Below are 14655 nucleotides of genomic sequence, written 5' to 3'. Positions count from 1 at the left end.
GTATATTACGAGGTTGCTACCAGAGGTTGGGAGAAGTAAGACATGTTAGGATACGACGATAAACGTAATTTTTTCAGGATGATGGTTAACTCGCCTTGCCAGGTACAGATTAACGACGAAGAATCCAGCCGTACTCATCAGGCAGTATGTAAAGATATCAGTGCCACAGGCATGTCTCTGGAAGTTGAAGAGCCATCCATTGAAGTGGGTACGCAGGTTAACGTTTCTATCGACTCCAACAGCTCCCAGATCCCGTCCTTGTCTGCCATTGCAACAGTGGTTCGCTGTGTGCCTGAGACAGACGCCAGCTGTATTATTGGTGTAGAAATTTCAGAAATGAAGTAACTGATTAAAGATCAGTTACTTCACACACCAGACCTTTCAGGTAATAACCTTCCGGATACGTGCCAATAACAGGGTGGTCTTTGGCCTGAGTCAGGCGTTCAACAATCTTAATGGTCTTGCCGGCATCCAGTGCGGCATCGGCCACAATCTTCTGAAATAAATCCGCCGGCATCAGGCCTGAGCAACTGAATGTCAGCAGCAAACCGCCGGATTTCACCGCGTGAATACCGTACATATTAATGTCTTTGTAGCCTCGTGATGCGCGGCCCAGTGATGCTTTGCTGTCGACGAACTTGGGCGGATCGAGGATCACCATATCGAACTGTCGTTGTTCTTCGTGATACTTACGCAGAACCTGAAACACATCACAGTTCACCATGTCGCAACGGGCACTGTCGAGATTATTGATTTCAAGATGCTTTGCCGCGAGCTCAAGCGCCGGATCAGACACATCCACATTGGTGACATGTTTTGCGCCGCCTTGCAGCGCATAGCATGAAAACGTGCCGGTATAGCTGAAACAGTTCAGTACCTCTTTTTCTTTGGCATAGCGGCCGGCAGCTGCGCGGGCATCACGCTGATCAAGGTAAAAACCGGTTTTATGGCCATTGCGAATATCTACCTGAATCTGAATACCATTTTCCAGGATTGTAACCACCGGTTCCGGATCGCCATGAAGCGTCTGCACCAGTGGGTCCAGTCCTTCTTTGGCACGCACATCCACATCGCTGCGTTCAAAAATGTCTTTCCCCGGCAGCACTTTTTTCAGCGCCCACACAATTTTGTCACGTTGCTTATCAGCACCGGCACTCAACAATTGCACAACAATCACCGTGTTGTACACATCTATAGTCACGCCGGGCAATCCGTCAGACTCTGAAGCGATGAGGCGATAGCTGTTGGTGTTTTCGTTAATCACCAGGTTTTCACGGAGGGTGAGGGCAGTAGTAAGGCGACGAACAAAAAAACCATTGTCTACCGGTTCATCTTTGTTAAACGTCCACATGCGAACCCGTAACTGGGATTCAGGGGACCATGCACCGCGGCCCAGCCAGTCGCCTTCTGCACTTATTACATCAACAGTGTCTCCGCTGCGGCAACGTCCGTTAACCGTAGCAACGGCACTGGCAAAAACCCAGGGATGACGACGGCGCAGTGATTTATCACGTTGAGGTTGTAAGACGACGGTGGCAGACATTGTTATGATAACCCTTAGATGAAAGTGGCGCGCAGTATAGCTTTTCTCATTATCCGGCGCGACTTTTGAACCGAATATTTATGACGACCATACGTATGTGTGAATTCAGATCGTCAAACGAGGGAGTACAGCGATGCGATATATCGATTTTGACAAGGGCGCGGGGCCGGAATCTTTGAAGATTAGTGAAACGGACACGCCTGCTATCGCCAGTGGCCAGGTGCTCGTTAACGTGCATGCATTTGGTGTAAACCGCGCCGACACCCTGCAACGTCAGGGAAAATATCCGCCACCGCCGGGTGAAAGCGACATTCTCGGACTCGAAGTTTCCGGGATAGTGACTGAGGTTGCAGATGATGTCACTCAATGGAAAACGGGTGATAAGGTGTGTGGTTTGGTAGCGGGTGGCGGCTACGCTGAATATGTAGCGGTAAATGCACGTCATCTCATGCCGGTGCCGCAGAACATGTCGCTGACAGATGCTGCAGGGCTCACAGAGGTGTTTCTTACCGCCTGGCAGGCGTTGTTCACAATCGGTAACCTGAAACCTCAGGATAAAGCCCTTATTCACGCCGGTGCCAGCGGCGTAGGTTTGGCTGCACTGCAACTTTGCAAACTGAAAGGCATTGCCACCGCCACCACCGCGTCTTCTGAAGATAAGTTAGCCCAGTGCCGTGATATGGGGGCAAACCTGACCATTAATTATAAAGAACAGGATTTTGCTGCCGTTTTGAAAGACACCTGGCCCGACGGTGTGAACTTTGTGCTCGATTTTGTTGCAGGGGATTACCTCAACCGTAACCTGAAAGTACTCGCGCAAGACGGACTCATCGTTTATTTAGCCATGCTGGCAGGGCGTTTCGCCGACAAGTTAGACATGGCATTGATGTTGGGCAAACGCGCCCGCATTCAGGGGTCAACGCTCAGAAACCGCAGCGACGCTTACAAGGCTGATTTGATCCGTGATTTCTGCGAACACGGCTTGCCGGGCTTCGACGACGGCACGCTCACAGTGAACGTAGATACCGTGTTGCCAGTTGAAGATGTCGCTACTGCCCATGCCCGCCTTGAAGCCAATGACAGTCGCGGCAAAATCATTGTTGAGTGGTGATGAAGGCGAGGTTCACCTGACTGGTGTCTTTTAGTCAATTGCCGATGGCAGACACCCCGGCAAAATTGTATGACCCGTTTCGCATTATCGAGTGTTAGTCCGGCTTCATCACTGCACGCGACAAAGGACTGATAAAAATTCACAGTTCGCCATGCTATTTAACCTTCCTGGCTCAGCTATAACAATCCTGGTTTTACGATGACAAATGAGATCTTTCTGATATCAGGAAAGAAGATGGAACAAGATCGAAAAGGAACTTGGTAAGCTTCGTAGAGAATATGAACTGCGATTTTTCACAAAAGAAGCAACGTCTTTATGAATGAAAATTAATAGTGTAGGATGGATAAAATATTCATTTGATTTATGTTTAAGTGCAAAGGTAATGATTAAAAAAATATTTGGATCATTAAAAGGGCGTTTGTTTTCACTTATTTTTTTGGCAATTTTACCTTGCTACGGCTTGATCCTTGTTCATTTTAACACTGCGATAAATAATGAAATTGAAAAATTGCGTGGCAGGGCAGAATTCGTTACTGAGCAATCGGTGCGGAATCAGCAGAACATTGTAAACGGTACCAATATCTATTTGCGGCGGTTAGCTGAATCAGAAGCCGTAAAAGATGTTTTCTCAAACCGCTGTGTTGAGTTTGTAAAAGAACAAAACCGGTTGAACATGCACGTTACGAATATAGTGGCTTTTTCTATAGACGGTCATTTAGCATGTGCGGCATCTGATAGCGAGTTTGTCTCAGGATTGGCTCAACAGCCTTTTTTTTCAAAAGCTATAAATACTAAGACCTATGTAACCAGTGAAATACAAGTTGACTCATCTACGGGCGAATTTGTTATGGCGTTTGCTTACCCAATTGTTAGTGAAAGTAACACAAATGAGGTGACTGGTATTGCGGTTGTTGTTGCATCAGTGGAATGGTGGGGACATTTTGTCAGGTCAATGGTGTTACCAAAAAATAGCGTCGCATATATTTTGGATCGTAATTATAAAGCGGTATTCAGTTTAAATGATGATCTTAGCTTTGAAGGGTATTCACAGATTAAAAATGGTGAAACGCGAATAGGGCCAAATGGAGTTCGTCGAATATTTTTCAGCCATCATTTAAGTGTTGAAGATCAAGATATATCGTTAACATTTGTGACGGGGATTAGTATTGATAGAGGTTTTAACTCAATACTTCGCTCATTTTATTATGAGCTATTGTTGTTTACTGCGTTTGTGGCAATTGTACTTATTATTTTGTGGCTTTTTTTCAGAAGTAATATTCAACGTCCACTAGACAACCTTTCAAGCTTCGCTGATGCTCTGGGTGAAGGTAAAGAGATCCAAAGTGACGAAGGTATTGGGATAGAGGAAATGGATTCCCTTCGACAGTCGTTGTTCAACATGGCTGACAAAAAGCATTCTGCCGAACAAAAGTTACGTAATCAGGCATCGCGGGATTCTCTAACTGGCTTGGCAAACCGATCGGCATTCAATGCGTTTGCGCAGCGGATTGTTGAAAAAGGCTATGCATCATATTCACCTAAATTTTCTGTAATTTATATCGACTTAGATAATTTCAAAGAAATTAATGACACCCGGGGGCATGAGGTCGGCGATAGAGTTTTGCATATATTGGCGGATAGGTTAAGCAAGCAGCTACCTGCGAACTGGTTTATTGCTCGACAAGGAGGTGATGAATTCACAATTATTGTTGACCAATATCAAAAAAGCGAACGTGTTGTTACTGATTGTCAATCATTGCTTAAACTGATTAGTGAGCCCATTCAAGTCTCGCATTTTTCGATGTCGATAATGGCTAGTATTGGATTAGCATTTTATCCGGAAGATGCTGATTCTGTTTCCGATATTATGTCTGCGGCAGACCAGGCAATGTATGCAGCTAAATGTCAAGGTAAGAACAGGGTTTGCCGATTTGATCTCGAATTAAAAAACGCTTTGCTACGGCGTACTTCGCTAACTGAAGCTCTGGGGCTGGCAATTGAAAGAGATGAACTCACTCTGCACTTTCAACCTATTGTTAATAAGCAAAATCGTGTTGTGAAGTTTGAAGCATTATTGAGATGGACGCAGCATAATGGCGTTAAGGTATCTCCGGCGGAATTTATTCCGTTGGCTGAGCATTCAGGTTTGATTTTTGATATTGGGTATTGGGTTATTGAACAAGCATTGGCTGCACTTCCGAGCCTTCAACTGCGGTTTGGGAATGATATACAGGTGAGTGTCAATGTATCGCCGTTACAGTTATCAGGTCATCGGGGAGCATCTAATGATTTGTTGCAGCAACTTTTAGAAAATCACCGCCGGGATCAAAGTGCTAGACATGGAATAGTTATTGAAATTACTGAAAACCTGTTAATGTCTTCTGAGGATGCCACAAAAGAAGCGTTGCGCAAAATTCAGGAACATGGCATAGATATCGCTTTAGACGATTTCGGAACCGGCTATTCCTCTATGTCGTACATTCTGGATCATCGCATCGATTTACTAAAAATAGACAGGAGCTTTGTGCAACACATTACATCAAATAAGTCGTCGTATTTAATGTGTGAAGCAATGATACAGCTCAGCCAAAATTTGGGAATAAAGGTTGTCGCAGAAGGCGTAGAATCTAAAGCACAGGCCGATCTACTGTTTGAAATGGGATGCGATTTTCTTCAAGGTTTTTACGTTTCAAAACCACAACCTTTAGGCGTGGTTTTGAATGATTATGAACTTGTATAAATTTCGGACGTTATTTTTGAATAAAATTCACAGACCTTTATTTTCCTTATTCAGGAGCGCTTATACGTGCCTGTTTGTTATAATTTTATACACTACTCTGCCAGGCAGTGACTGGTAAAGTGTTCAAAAAGCCGTAACGTATAGAAACGCTTACACAAAAAATAAAAACTTATTAATAAGCGCTCCCCCGCCAATCAGGAAGATAAATAACACCAGCCCCAGTATTAGTGGTTTCATGCCGGCCTGCCGCACTACTTTGAGATGGGTCTTTAATCCTAATGCCACCATCGCCATTGTCAGTAATACATTATCCAGTTCTAATAGTGGGGCAATTACGTTTGTGTCCGGCTTGCCCAGAGAATTCAGGGCAATGACCAGTAAAAAAACAATGGCAAACCAGGGCATCTGGGCCAGTGGAAAATTGTGTCTGCCTGCTGACAAGTTCTGTTTAGAGTCGTTGGTTGCCTGCGCGCGTTGTGCAGGCAGCACTGCCAGTACAATAAGAAAAGGCGCCAGCAACATCACCCGGATCATTTTTTCCAGCACCGCTACCTGTGCTGCGTCGGGGCTGACCGCACTGGCGGCGGCAACCACTTGCGCGACCTCATGAATGGTAGAGCCGGCATATATACCAAAAGCATGGTCAGATAACCCCAGATACGCACCGATAAACGGGTAAATGAACATACTGGTGGTACCAAAGATAACCACAGTGGCCACGGCAATAATAACGTTATCAGCTTTTGCCTTAATCACAGGGGCTGTCGCCAGTATGGCTGCAGCACCACAAATAGCCGAACCTGCACCTATCAGCAGGCTGGTGTGACTGTCCAGTTTAAGTAGTCTCCGACCAGTAATGTAGGCCACCGTGAATACACCCGACATAATAACCAGGTCGATCAATAAGCCAATCCACCCTAAATCAATAACCTCGCTGAACGTAAAGTGAAATCCAAATAGCACAATACCGGTTTTAAGAATCCGGCTTTTGGCAAACTCTACTCCGGTATCAATGTGCTTTAACAGGCCCGGCGTAATCAGGTTGCCCGCCAGCATACCTATCACTATGCCCAGCGTGAGCGGGCTGATACCGGCCTGGGAAAACCACTCCAGCCGGGCCAGGCCTGTCGCGCCAACAGCGATGAGCAACACAATGATCAGGCCGCCCGCAAGATGGCGAGAATTGTCCGTGTTCGGATTGTCTGGGTGTATTGGTGATGGCATGGCGCTTTCCTGCAATAGCTGAAGTTGCATTTAATCTACGCCCGGCATTACTATTACTCAAATACACTATTTTCATTTTTGAGTAACTTTAGGTTATACAATGAATTTGCATGGTTTGCGGGTATTTTATACAGTGGCTACTCAGCGTAGCTTTTCACTGGCAGCAGAGGCGCTTTTTATTAGTCAGCCGGCGGTGTCAAAAGCGATCAGAGAGCTTGAGCACATTGCAGGCCTGCCATTGCTTGAACGCGCCAGTAAAGGCAAAACGATTCGCCTGACCGAAGCAGGCCTTGCCTTGCTGGAACACGCTACGGGAATTTTTGCGATTGAAGCAGCCGCCGAGCAGGACTTAAAAGCCCGCGCCGGACTCACCCGCGGACAGCTCAATATCGGTGCCAGTACAACCGTGGCCAGTTACTGGTTAACCGACTTTCTGGCCCGGTTTCACCGTGACCATCCTGATATCGATATATCATTGAACGTGGCTAACTCTTCGCACATTGAACAGGCGCTTCTGCAAAATGATATTGAACTGGGTTATGTGGAAGGTGAAATTGTTCATCCACTTATTCATTGTGAACATTGGAAAAGCGAGCCGTTAAGTCTGTTCTGCGTTAGCACCGGCGCATCCCCCGAGAAAAATATACCGGCACTTGAGCAGGCGACCTGGCTAGTCAGGGAACCCGGTTCAGGGACGCGTAGTGTGAATGAACAGTATTTTCTCGCACATCAGATTGCGCCGTTTCAGACCATAACGCTGGGCAGTAACGAAGCCATTATTCATGCTGTTGCCGCCGGGATGGGTATCGCGCTGCTGCCCGATGTGGTGGCTGCGCCATTGCTGGCGCTCAACAGCGTTCAGCGCTTACCTGTTAAGGCGCTGCATCAGCCGGAGCCGCGTTCTCTGTTTTGCATGACCCATAACACCCGTCCCCGCTCACCCGCTGCCATCGCTTTTTTAAGTCTGAGTCGGGCGTAAGTAATGCAGCATAAGGGCTCGATTGGGTTGAACACTGCTTTAAATAAAACCCTATATTGCTTTACGGCAAACATTCTGTAAGTAGCAGCCTCAATACCGCGGCTACCACCAGTGACTAAAACGATTTTTGAATCATCCATGAATTTACCCTGCGTTACTCAAAATACATGCCTGAGGTGTTGCGTTCAAAAGGATAATCATCTCTGTATCCGCGAGGTTTTCTTTGCACCGGTGAATTAACCGGAAAAACCGGTATCGTCCTGCGTAGGATTGCCTGCAGCTTCACGGGCTAAATCATCAACCCGCTCATTTTCCGGATGGCCGGAGTGGCCCTTAACCCAGTGCCAGTCCACATCGTGCTTCTTCACTGCTTCGTCCAGACGCTTCCACAAATCTGCATTTTTTACCGGCTTTTTATCGGCAGTACGCCAGCCGTTTTTGCGCCAGTTCTTGATCCACTGGTTTATGCCGTTTTTAACGTACTGACTGTCGGTGGTAATGTCTACAATGCAGGGTTCTGTCAGACATTCCAGTGCGGCAGCGGGGGCCATCAGTTCCATGCGGTTATTGGTGGTTTGATTAAAACCTTCACTGATTTCTTTTTTGTGTTTTCCGAATATCAACAGAGCGCCATACCCGCCTGGTCCGGGGTTGCCTAAACAGGAACCATCGGTATATATCGCGATTTTTTTCTTTGCCATGAAGGGCCTTTTTTACGTCAGAAATGTGTTTCCGGGATAATGTCCTGGTATACTAAAGAACTGAAACCGCCTGTGCCAGCGAAAATCTGAAATTCGCGGGGCACCCGGCAACTATAAGATAAAACAAGGTGTTGCAGACATGCGTCAAATCGTGCTCGATACAGAAACCACGGGTATCGAACCTAAAGAAGGTCACCGTATCATTGAAATTGGCTGTGTTGAGGTTGTTAACCGCAAACTCACCGGCAATCATTTTCATGTGTACATTAACCCTCAGCGAATTGTTGAACAGGAAGCGATTGAAGTTCACGGGATTACCAATGAATTTCTGGCAGACAAACCTTCGTTTGCAGACGTGGCGCAGGACTTTATCGACTTTATCACCGGTGCTCAGCTGGTAATTCATAACGCGGCCTTCGACGTCGGCTTTATGGATCACGAATTCGGTATGAATGCTCCCACTGCCGGGGTCAAAACTCACGATATCTGCTCTGTGCTCGACAGCTTATCTCTGGCCAGAAAGATGCATCCGGGGCAGAAAAATAACCTCGATGCATTGTGCCGGCGCTATGGAATAGACAACAGTCACCGTGAACTTCACGGCGCTTTGCTGGATGCCGAAATTCTTGCTGATGTCTATCTGCTGATGACCGGTGGCCAGACAAAATTGAATCTGGCCGGCCAGAACAGTGAAGGAAGCGGTGATACTCAGGGGATCCGGCGTATTCAGAGAAACGGAAATAAATTAAAGGTTATCCGCGCCTCCGCCGATGAATTAGAACAACATGAGGCACGACTGGATATTGTGCAAAAGAGCGGTGGAAAGTGTTTGTGGCGAGCAACTCCCGAAAGTTAATTTCTTTTTTAACTTCTGTCTGGCTATTTTTTATTGCCGGCAGCTTTTCGCTGTCAGCGCAGCAGGCCGGTGATGAACCGGTTGTCGATACCAGTGCGTTAACCGCACTGGGTGATGATTATCAAAATTCTATTCTTTTGCTTCGTAACCGCTTCCGCATCGATCATGAAGTGGACGAAGTGACAATGGTTTTCTTCCGTGAATTTGGCTCAGCACCGGTGGTACTGGTGCGTCCAGACGGCTCTAAGATATTTTCCTCTCAGGCTGAAAAAAATAATGTGGAATGGTATGACGATGATACCTTCGACATGATTAAGATAAAAAATCCGGTGCCGGGACCGTGGCAGGCTGTAGGGCAGGTGTTACCGGAAAGCCGGGTGATGGTACTTTCAGGCATTGAGCTTCATGCCGATCCTCTGCCGGCAGTTATATTCTCCGGTGAAGTGCTCAAACAAACCGCCTATCTGACTAATGGTGGCAAGCCCATTGATTATTCGGCTTTCCGTGAAGTGGTTGACTTGTCCATCGAGCTCAAAAGTACCAATAATCCGAATTTTGATAACTTTGGCGCGAAAGACGAACTTATCGCCACCTTTGAAGACAATGGCAGGGGCATGGACGAAGCGCCGGAAGATGGCGTGTTCACCGGTCAGTTTAATCTGGCAATCCCTTCCGGTGAGTGGCGTCCTGTTTTCACCGTGGACACTCCCATGTTTTCCCGTGAACAAATTGATCCGGTTATCATGTTACACCCGAACCCTGTGGTATTGAGTGAAACATTGGATGACGGACAACAGGGTTACCACGATTTACATATTGATGTGGTCCGTGACCAGATTGATATTGAATCGTTATTGATAGACGGAAAGGTCAGATTTCCCAATGGCGATATTCAGAACTTTTCCATTACTGAACCTTCATCTGAAGCCCGCCTACACCGGATCCTTGCCTATGAAGACGGTTTGTTCAGAGTAAAGATCACTGCTTACGCGAGCACCACCGATGGCAGGGACGTGATCCTCGATGTGCCGGAATATACATTTTTAGGCGAAACCGGCGGCGAAGAGAGTGACGAAGCGCCTGTGACAGGGGGAGCAGGGGATCTTGAAGCGGCATTATTAAAAGATACGCCATCCATACCGTCTGTACAACTGCCACCGGAAGAACCCGGAATGGATGACGGCACAATGATCATGCTTATTGCAGTGGTAAACGGCTCGATAATCCTGATTGGTGTGCTCATTGTAGGCTTTATTGTATGGAAGCGGAAAAAGGCTGCAAAACCTGCGGTTGCTCCGGCAGCGCCTCAGGCTACTACAGGCGCAGAAGATAAAGAGAAAAAGCCGGGTATGCTGGCTGGTTTACTGTCGAAATTTAAAAAGAAGAAGCCTGACAGCGAAGAAAAGTAGTCGGGCAGTGTGGTTTTCACCAGGTGACTTATATGGCAGAAACACGGTTTGCAGGCCCTGCCAGCATGCTATACGGTGGTTATTACATCATTATGGCGAATAATCAGGCAAACGATGCATGTTGGCACATTTTATCTAAAAAAACCGTTGACTCGACCATAGGGAATACGTATTATCTGCGCCGCAGTCAGGGCAGAGACTTCAATAAAGAATCTGCAAGCTGCTGAAAAAATTGAAAAAAGTGGAGCGGTAGTTCAGTTGGTTAGAATACCGGCCTGTCACGCCGGGGGTCGCGGGTTCGAGTCCCGTCCGCTCCGCCACTTTCAATAGCAAAACTAATATGGTTCTTCGGAGCGGTAGTTCAGTTGGTTAGAATACCGGCCTGTCACGCCGGGGGTCGCGGGTTCGAGTCCCGTCCGCTCCGCCATTTAGTTTCGCGCCTTCTCTTGTGTGGAGCGGTAGTTCAGTTGGTTAGAATACCGGCCTGTCACGCCGGGGGTCGCGGGTTCGAGTCCCGTCCGCTCCGCCATTCAAGAGACACAATTTCCCAGTGGAGCGGTAGTTCAGTTGGTTAGAATACCGGCCTGTCACGCCGGGGGTCGCGGGTTCGAGTCCCGTCCGCTCCGCCACTTTCCTCTAAAGTTATCTGTTTTTCAACGCTTTCTGTTGGTCATTTGCATCCCTCACGTTAGTATTCGCTCAGGTAGAATTACTTCCGGAAGCTAGATTTCATATGGATGCACTACTCGCGTGTCGCGGGATTTCAAAAACTTATCATGATGGCGAAACCGATACGCCGGTTCTCTCTGATGTGTCACTTACCGTACAGACCTCTGAGCATGTCGCTATACTAGGCAGTTCGGGTTCAGGCAAAAGTACCTTACTGCATATTCTCGGCGGCCTGGACAAACCTGATGAAGGTGAAGTCTGGTTTCATGGCGAGTCTATGACAGGTATGAAACCGTCTCAGCTGGCGGCACTGCGCAATCAGAAAATTGGTTTTATTTACCAGTTCCATCATCTTCTCCCTGAGTTTTCAGCATTGGAAAATGCAGCCATGCCCTTACTGATTGGCGGTATGCCGGAAAAAAAGGCAAAACAGGCGGCAACTGACATGCTGGAACAGGTGGGGTTAACGCACCGGTTGATGCATAAGCCATCCGCGTTATCAGGTGGTGAACGTCAAAGGGTGGCAATTGCCCGTGCGCTGGTAAATCGTCCCGCTCTGGTTCTGGCCGATGAGCCAACCGGGAATCTGGACAACAAAACCGGCGAGCAGGTCTACGGTTTACTGACATCTCTAAGTGAAAGCCTGGGCACCAGTTTTGTTGTCGTGACCCACGATAATGCGCTGGCTGCACGAATGAACCGTACTTTGCATATTAAGGACGGATTGCTTCACGGGGAGGCGGCAGGTTGAATCTGGCATGGCAGCTTGCTTCGCGTTTCCGGCGCGGCAAGCAAAAAAATGGCTACATTTCTTTTATCTCCTTCTCTTCGACGGTGGGGATTGGCTTGGGTTGTTTTGTGCTCATTGTTTTGCTGTCGGTGATGAACGGTTTCGAACGGGAATTGCTGAACCGTATTCTTGCTGTTATCCCTCATGGCGAACTCTACGCCGTTAACAGTGAAGGCATTGAAAACTGGGAAGAAGAGATAGCCCGCCTTGAGCAGGATCCCAGAGTGGAGAGCATTGAGCCTTATACAAAAATCACCGGCATGTTGCAGCATAAGGGTAGCCTGAAAGCCGTCGAAATTACCGGTCTTGATATCAGCCGCGCCAGTCATGACCGCTGGCGGGATCAGGTGACGAAAGCCGGCTGGCAACAGTTTACCTCGGGCGATGATCAAATTTTGCTGGGGCAGGGACTGATGCAGAAACTGTCGTTATCGGCTGGTGACCGCATTGGTGTTCTGATCCCGACAGCGACAGATAATATGGCATTCAAAGCCCCCCATCTGATGCATCTTACTGTGGCAGGCAGTCTGAACGTGGGCGGTGAAATGGATAACTACCTGGCGATGATGCACCTGAACACCGCATCAAAAGAATCCGGCGTAACCACCGGTGCCCAGGGCCTGCGTTTTATGCTGAAAGACCCTTACGATGCCTATGATACCATGCGCAGTATTGGTTACGATTTCAGCCAGGCGGTTTATATTTCCTACTGGATGCGTACCCAGGGACACCTCTATAACGACATTCAACTGGTGCGTGTTGTTGTGATGATTTCACTGACCCTGGTGATTGCCGTAGCCTGTTTTAACATTGTGTCCACTCTGGTGATGGCCGTCAGAGAAAAACAGGGAGCAATAGCAATCCTGAAAACCATGGGGGCAGGAGACAGTCTTATCCGCCGCACATTCATGATTCAGGGCCTTATCAACGGTGTGACAGGTATTGTTTGCGGCACCGTGGCAGCGGTATTCGTGGCGCCTAATCTTTCTGCCATTGTCGCTTTTATTGAAAAGCTGACAGGCATAACGGTGTTGTCCGGAGATATTTACTTTATCGATTTTCTGCCGTCAGAATTGCAGTGGCAGGACGTGGTTATTACTGTATCGACTGCCTTTGTATTGTGTTTGCTGGCAACATGGTATCCGGCTTCAAGGGCAGTAAAGGTTGATCCGGCAAGAGCACTGAACGGATAACAATAATTATGCGTGCTCTGTGAATATAAAAAAAGGTGGCCGGGGCCACCTTTTTTTTTAAGCATTTTTATCGAAGTGTTCGAAGTCCACCGTTTCTTCTTTTATGCCGGCATCCGGGTCATTATAAACCGCTTCATCCAGTTCGCCTTCACTCTTTGCCACCACACAGGAAACCATACAGTCACCGGTGATATTAACGGCAGTACGGGTCATATCCAGTAAACGGTCGACACCGATAATCAAACCGATACCTTCCACAGGCAGATTCACCTGTTGCAGTACCATAGCAAGCATTATAAGGCCTACGCCCGGCACACCTGCCGTACCTACTGAAGCCAGTGTGGCGGTGAAGACCACCATGATGTAATCACCAAGTGTCAGATCCACACCATAAACCTGTGCGATAAACACGGTGGCTACACCCTGCATAATGGCAGTACCATCCATGTTGATGGTTGATCCCAGTGGAAGCGTGAAAGAAGAAACCGACTTGCCCACGCCCAGTTTGTTACGTGCAGTTTCCATGGTCACCGGTAAGGTGGCGCTGCTGCTGGATGTGGTGAAGGCAAACAGGGCGGCGTCGCGCATTTTCTTAATCATGGTAAACGGGCTCAGACCGGTCATGGTTTTAAGAAGCACTGAATACACAATCGTACCATGCAGAATAAGCACGACTAATACGAGAAAAAAGTATTTCGCGAGACTGCCAAGCATATCACCACCGATGGTGCTGAACAGTTTAGCCATTAATACGAACACACCGTATGGCGCCAGATTCATAATAATGGTGACCAGCTTCATGATAATCGTGTTTAAATCTTCAAATACCGCGCCCAGACGTTTGCCGGCATCGCCGGTCATCGCCATAGCTACACCGAACAACACGGCGAAGATAATAATTTGCAGCATGTTTCCTTCCGCCATGGATTTGATGGGGTTGGTAGGGAACATGTTAATAATAACTTGAGAGAAGGAGGGGGCTTCTTTAGCCACATAGCTTGCATCTGTAGGCATTAATACGTTACTGCCGGGGCTGACAACTAATCCCAGACTGATGGCCAGTGTAATTGCGATAGCTGTTGTGAGTATATATAACGATACGGATTTGAGGCCCAGACGACCCAGTTTTCCCGGGTCAGATAAACTGCACGTACCGCATACAAGTGAGATAAACACTAGCGGGACAACCAACATTTTCAGGCTGGCGATGAAGATAGCACCGATTGTGGAGAATATACCTTCTACCAAAAAGGTATACGTGGAAAACTCAAAGCCGAATATCGAAAAGCGAAAATCTCCGCTATTATCGAAAAGAAGCTGAAGTAACCAACCGGTAATGATTCCGGCGCCCATGCCGATAAAGATTCTGGCAGTGAGGCTAAGCTTATTAGCAGATTGAGACATGTGGGTTCCCTAACAACAATGTTATTGATTTTGTTA

The 14655-nt window shown here is 47.5% G+C and carries 13 protein-coding genes and 4 tRNA genes; 13 read left to right on the top strand and 4 right to left on the bottom strand.

Going from position 1 to position 14655, the window contains the following annotated elements; all coding sequences use genetic code 11:
* Positions 1 to 42 precede the first annotated feature (42 nt).
* On the top strand, positions 43 to 345 hold the full coding sequence (locus tag ACXAG2_RS01125; RefSeq protein ID WP_119501548.1) for a PilZ domain-containing protein: 303 nt from the start codon (positions 43 to 45) through the stop codon (positions 343 to 345).
* 4 nt (positions 346 to 349) lie between these two features.
* Here ACXAG2_RS01125 and ACXAG2_RS01120 read toward each other — a convergent pair whose 3' ends face one another.
* Positions 350 to 1543, bottom strand: a complete 1194-nt coding sequence (locus ACXAG2_RS01120; RefSeq protein WP_474863951.1) for a class I SAM-dependent rRNA methyltransferase — start codon at positions 1541 to 1543, stop codon at positions 350 to 352.
* A 133-nt stretch (positions 1544 to 1676) separates the two neighbouring features.
* On the opposite strand from ACXAG2_RS01120, the gene ACXAG2_RS01115 reads away from it, so the two are divergent.
* Both ACXAG2_RS01115 and ACXAG2_RS01110 read left to right on the top strand, forming a co-directional pair.
* Complete coding sequence (locus ACXAG2_RS01115; protein WP_474863949.1) at positions 1677 to 2654, top strand: NAD(P)H-quinone oxidoreductase; 978 nt, start codon at positions 1677 to 1679, stop codon at positions 2652 to 2654.
* A 319-nt stretch (positions 2655 to 2973) separates the two neighbouring features.
* On the top strand, positions 2974 to 5394 hold the full coding sequence (locus ACXAG2_RS01110; protein ID WP_474863947.1) for a bifunctional diguanylate cyclase/phosphodiesterase: 2421 nt from the start codon (positions 2974 to 2976) through the stop codon (positions 5392 to 5394).
* A 150-nt stretch (positions 5395 to 5544) separates the two neighbouring features.
* Here ACXAG2_RS01110 and ACXAG2_RS01105 read toward each other — a convergent pair whose 3' ends face one another.
* The gene (locus ACXAG2_RS01105; RefSeq protein WP_474863945.1) at positions 5545 to 6618 is read right to left on the bottom strand and encodes a YeiH family protein; all 1074 of its coding nucleotides are present in this window, start codon (positions 6616 to 6618) and stop codon (positions 5545 to 5547) included.
* Positions 6619 to 6718: 100 nt separating this feature from the next.
* Between ACXAG2_RS01105 and ACXAG2_RS01100 the strand changes: the two genes are divergently transcribed.
* Positions 6719 to 7597 carry a LysR family transcriptional regulator gene (locus ACXAG2_RS01100; RefSeq protein WP_474863944.1) on the top strand — a complete coding sequence of 293 codons (879 nt, stop codon included), beginning with the start codon at positions 6719 to 6721 and terminating at the stop codon, positions 7595 to 7597.
* Positions 7598 to 7833: 236 nt separating this feature from the next.
* On the opposite strand, the gene rnhA is transcribed toward ACXAG2_RS01100, so the two are convergent.
* A complete protein-coding gene (rnhA, locus tag ACXAG2_RS01095; protein WP_474863942.1) occupies positions 7834 to 8298 on the bottom strand; it encodes a ribonuclease HI in 465 nt (154 codons plus the stop codon).
* Between the two features lie 139 nt (positions 8299 to 8437).
* Here rnhA and dnaQ point away from each other — a divergent pair, with 139 nt between their 5' ends.
* The 9 genes from dnaQ (at position 8438) to lolE (ending at position 13215) form a co-directional block, all read left to right on the top strand.
* Positions 8438 to 9154, top strand: a complete 717-nt coding sequence (gene dnaQ, locus ACXAG2_RS01090; protein WP_474863940.1) for a DNA polymerase III subunit epsilon — start codon at positions 8438 to 8440, stop codon at positions 9152 to 9154.
* Positions 9130 to 10563 carry a TIGR03503 family protein gene (locus tag ACXAG2_RS01085; RefSeq protein WP_474863939.1) on the top strand — a complete coding sequence of 478 codons (1434 nt, stop codon included), beginning with the start codon at positions 9130 to 9132 and terminating at the stop codon, positions 10561 to 10563. Before dnaQ ends, ACXAG2_RS01085 begins: the two co-directional genes overlap by 25 nt.
* Positions 10564 to 10595: 32 nt before the next feature.
* A complete protein-coding gene (locus ACXAG2_RS01080; RefSeq protein ID WP_474844334.1) occupies positions 10596 to 10790 on the top strand; it encodes a hypothetical protein in 195 nt (64 codons plus the stop codon).
* 16 nt (positions 10791 to 10806) lie between these two features.
* Positions 10807 to 10883 (top strand) — tRNA-Asp (locus ACXAG2_RS01075).
* Positions 10884 to 10913: 30 nt separating this feature from the next.
* Positions 10914 to 10990, top strand: a tRNA-Asp gene (locus ACXAG2_RS01070).
* A gap of 25 nt (positions 10991 to 11015) precedes the next feature.
* Positions 11016 to 11092, top strand: a tRNA-Asp gene (locus ACXAG2_RS01065).
* 23 nt (positions 11093 to 11115) lie between these two features.
* A tRNA-Asp gene (locus ACXAG2_RS01060) sits at positions 11116 to 11192 on the top strand.
* 104 nt (positions 11193 to 11296) lie between these two features.
* Complete coding sequence (gene lolD / locus ACXAG2_RS01055) at positions 11297 to 11983, top strand: lipoprotein-releasing ABC transporter ATP-binding protein LolD (protein ID WP_474851371.1); 687 nt, start codon at positions 11297 to 11299, stop codon at positions 11981 to 11983.
* Complete coding sequence (lolE, locus tag ACXAG2_RS01050; RefSeq protein WP_474863937.1) at positions 11980 to 13215, top strand: lipoprotein-releasing ABC transporter permease subunit LolE; 1236 nt, start codon at positions 11980 to 11982, stop codon at positions 13213 to 13215. The genes lolD and lolE overlap by 4 nt, the downstream gene beginning before the upstream one ends.
* 57 nt (positions 13216 to 13272) lie before the next feature.
* Here lolE and ACXAG2_RS01045 read toward each other — a convergent pair whose 3' ends face one another.
* A complete protein-coding gene (locus ACXAG2_RS01045) occupies positions 13273 to 14619 on the bottom strand; it encodes a dicarboxylate/amino acid:cation symporter (protein ID WP_303574807.1) in 1347 nt (448 codons plus the stop codon).
* Positions 14620 to 14655: the final 36 nt, after the last annotated feature.

It is taken from the genome of Alteromonas sp. ABH4_456, assembly GCF_056160645.1.
The sequence above is the reverse complement of the archived record's forward strand: the minus strand, read 5'-3'. Positions and strand labels throughout refer to the sequence as shown.

What these genes read in the sequence shown, in the direction of transcription:
- ACXAG2_RS01125 (WP_119501548.1), top strand. Translation starts at nt 43, where the DNA reads ATGTTAGGATACGACGATAAACGTAATTTTTTCAGGATGATGGTTAAC.
- ACXAG2_RS01110 (WP_474863947.1), top strand. Translation starts at nt 2,974, where the DNA reads ATGAAAATTAATAGTGTAGGATGGATAAAATATTCATTTGATTTATGT.
- ACXAG2_RS01080 (WP_474844334.1), top strand. Translation starts at nt 10,596, where the DNA reads ATGGCAGAAACACGGTTTGCAGGCCCTGCCAGCATGCTATACGGTGGT.
- ACXAG2_RS01115 (WP_474863949.1), top strand. Translation starts at nt 1,677, where the DNA reads ATGCGATATATCGATTTTGACAAGGGCGCGGGGCCGGAATCTTTGAAG.
- ACXAG2_RS01100 (WP_474863944.1), top strand. Translation starts at nt 6,719, where the DNA reads ATGAATTTGCATGGTTTGCGGGTATTTTATACAGTGGCTACTCAGCGT.
- ACXAG2_RS01045 (WP_303574807.1), bottom strand. Translation starts at nt 14,619, where the DNA reads ATGTCTCAATCTGCTAATAAGCTTAGCCTCACTGCCAGAATCTTTATC.
- lolD (WP_474851371.1), top strand. Translation starts at nt 11,297, where the DNA reads ATGGATGCACTACTCGCGTGTCGCGGGATTTCAAAAACTTATCATGAT.
- dnaQ (WP_474863940.1), top strand. Translation starts at nt 8,438, where the DNA reads ATGCGTCAAATCGTGCTCGATACAGAAACCACGGGTATCGAACCTAAA.
- ACXAG2_RS01105 (WP_474863945.1), bottom strand. Translation starts at nt 6,618, where the DNA reads ATGCCATCACCAATACACCCAGACAATCCGAACACGGACAATTCTCGC.
- ACXAG2_RS01120 (WP_474863951.1), bottom strand. Translation starts at nt 1,543, where the DNA reads ATGTCTGCCACCGTCGTCTTACAACCTCAACGTGATAAATCACTGCGC.
- rnhA (WP_474863942.1), bottom strand. Translation starts at nt 8,298, where the DNA reads ATGGCAAAGAAAAAAATCGCGATATATACCGATGGTTCCTGTTTAGGC.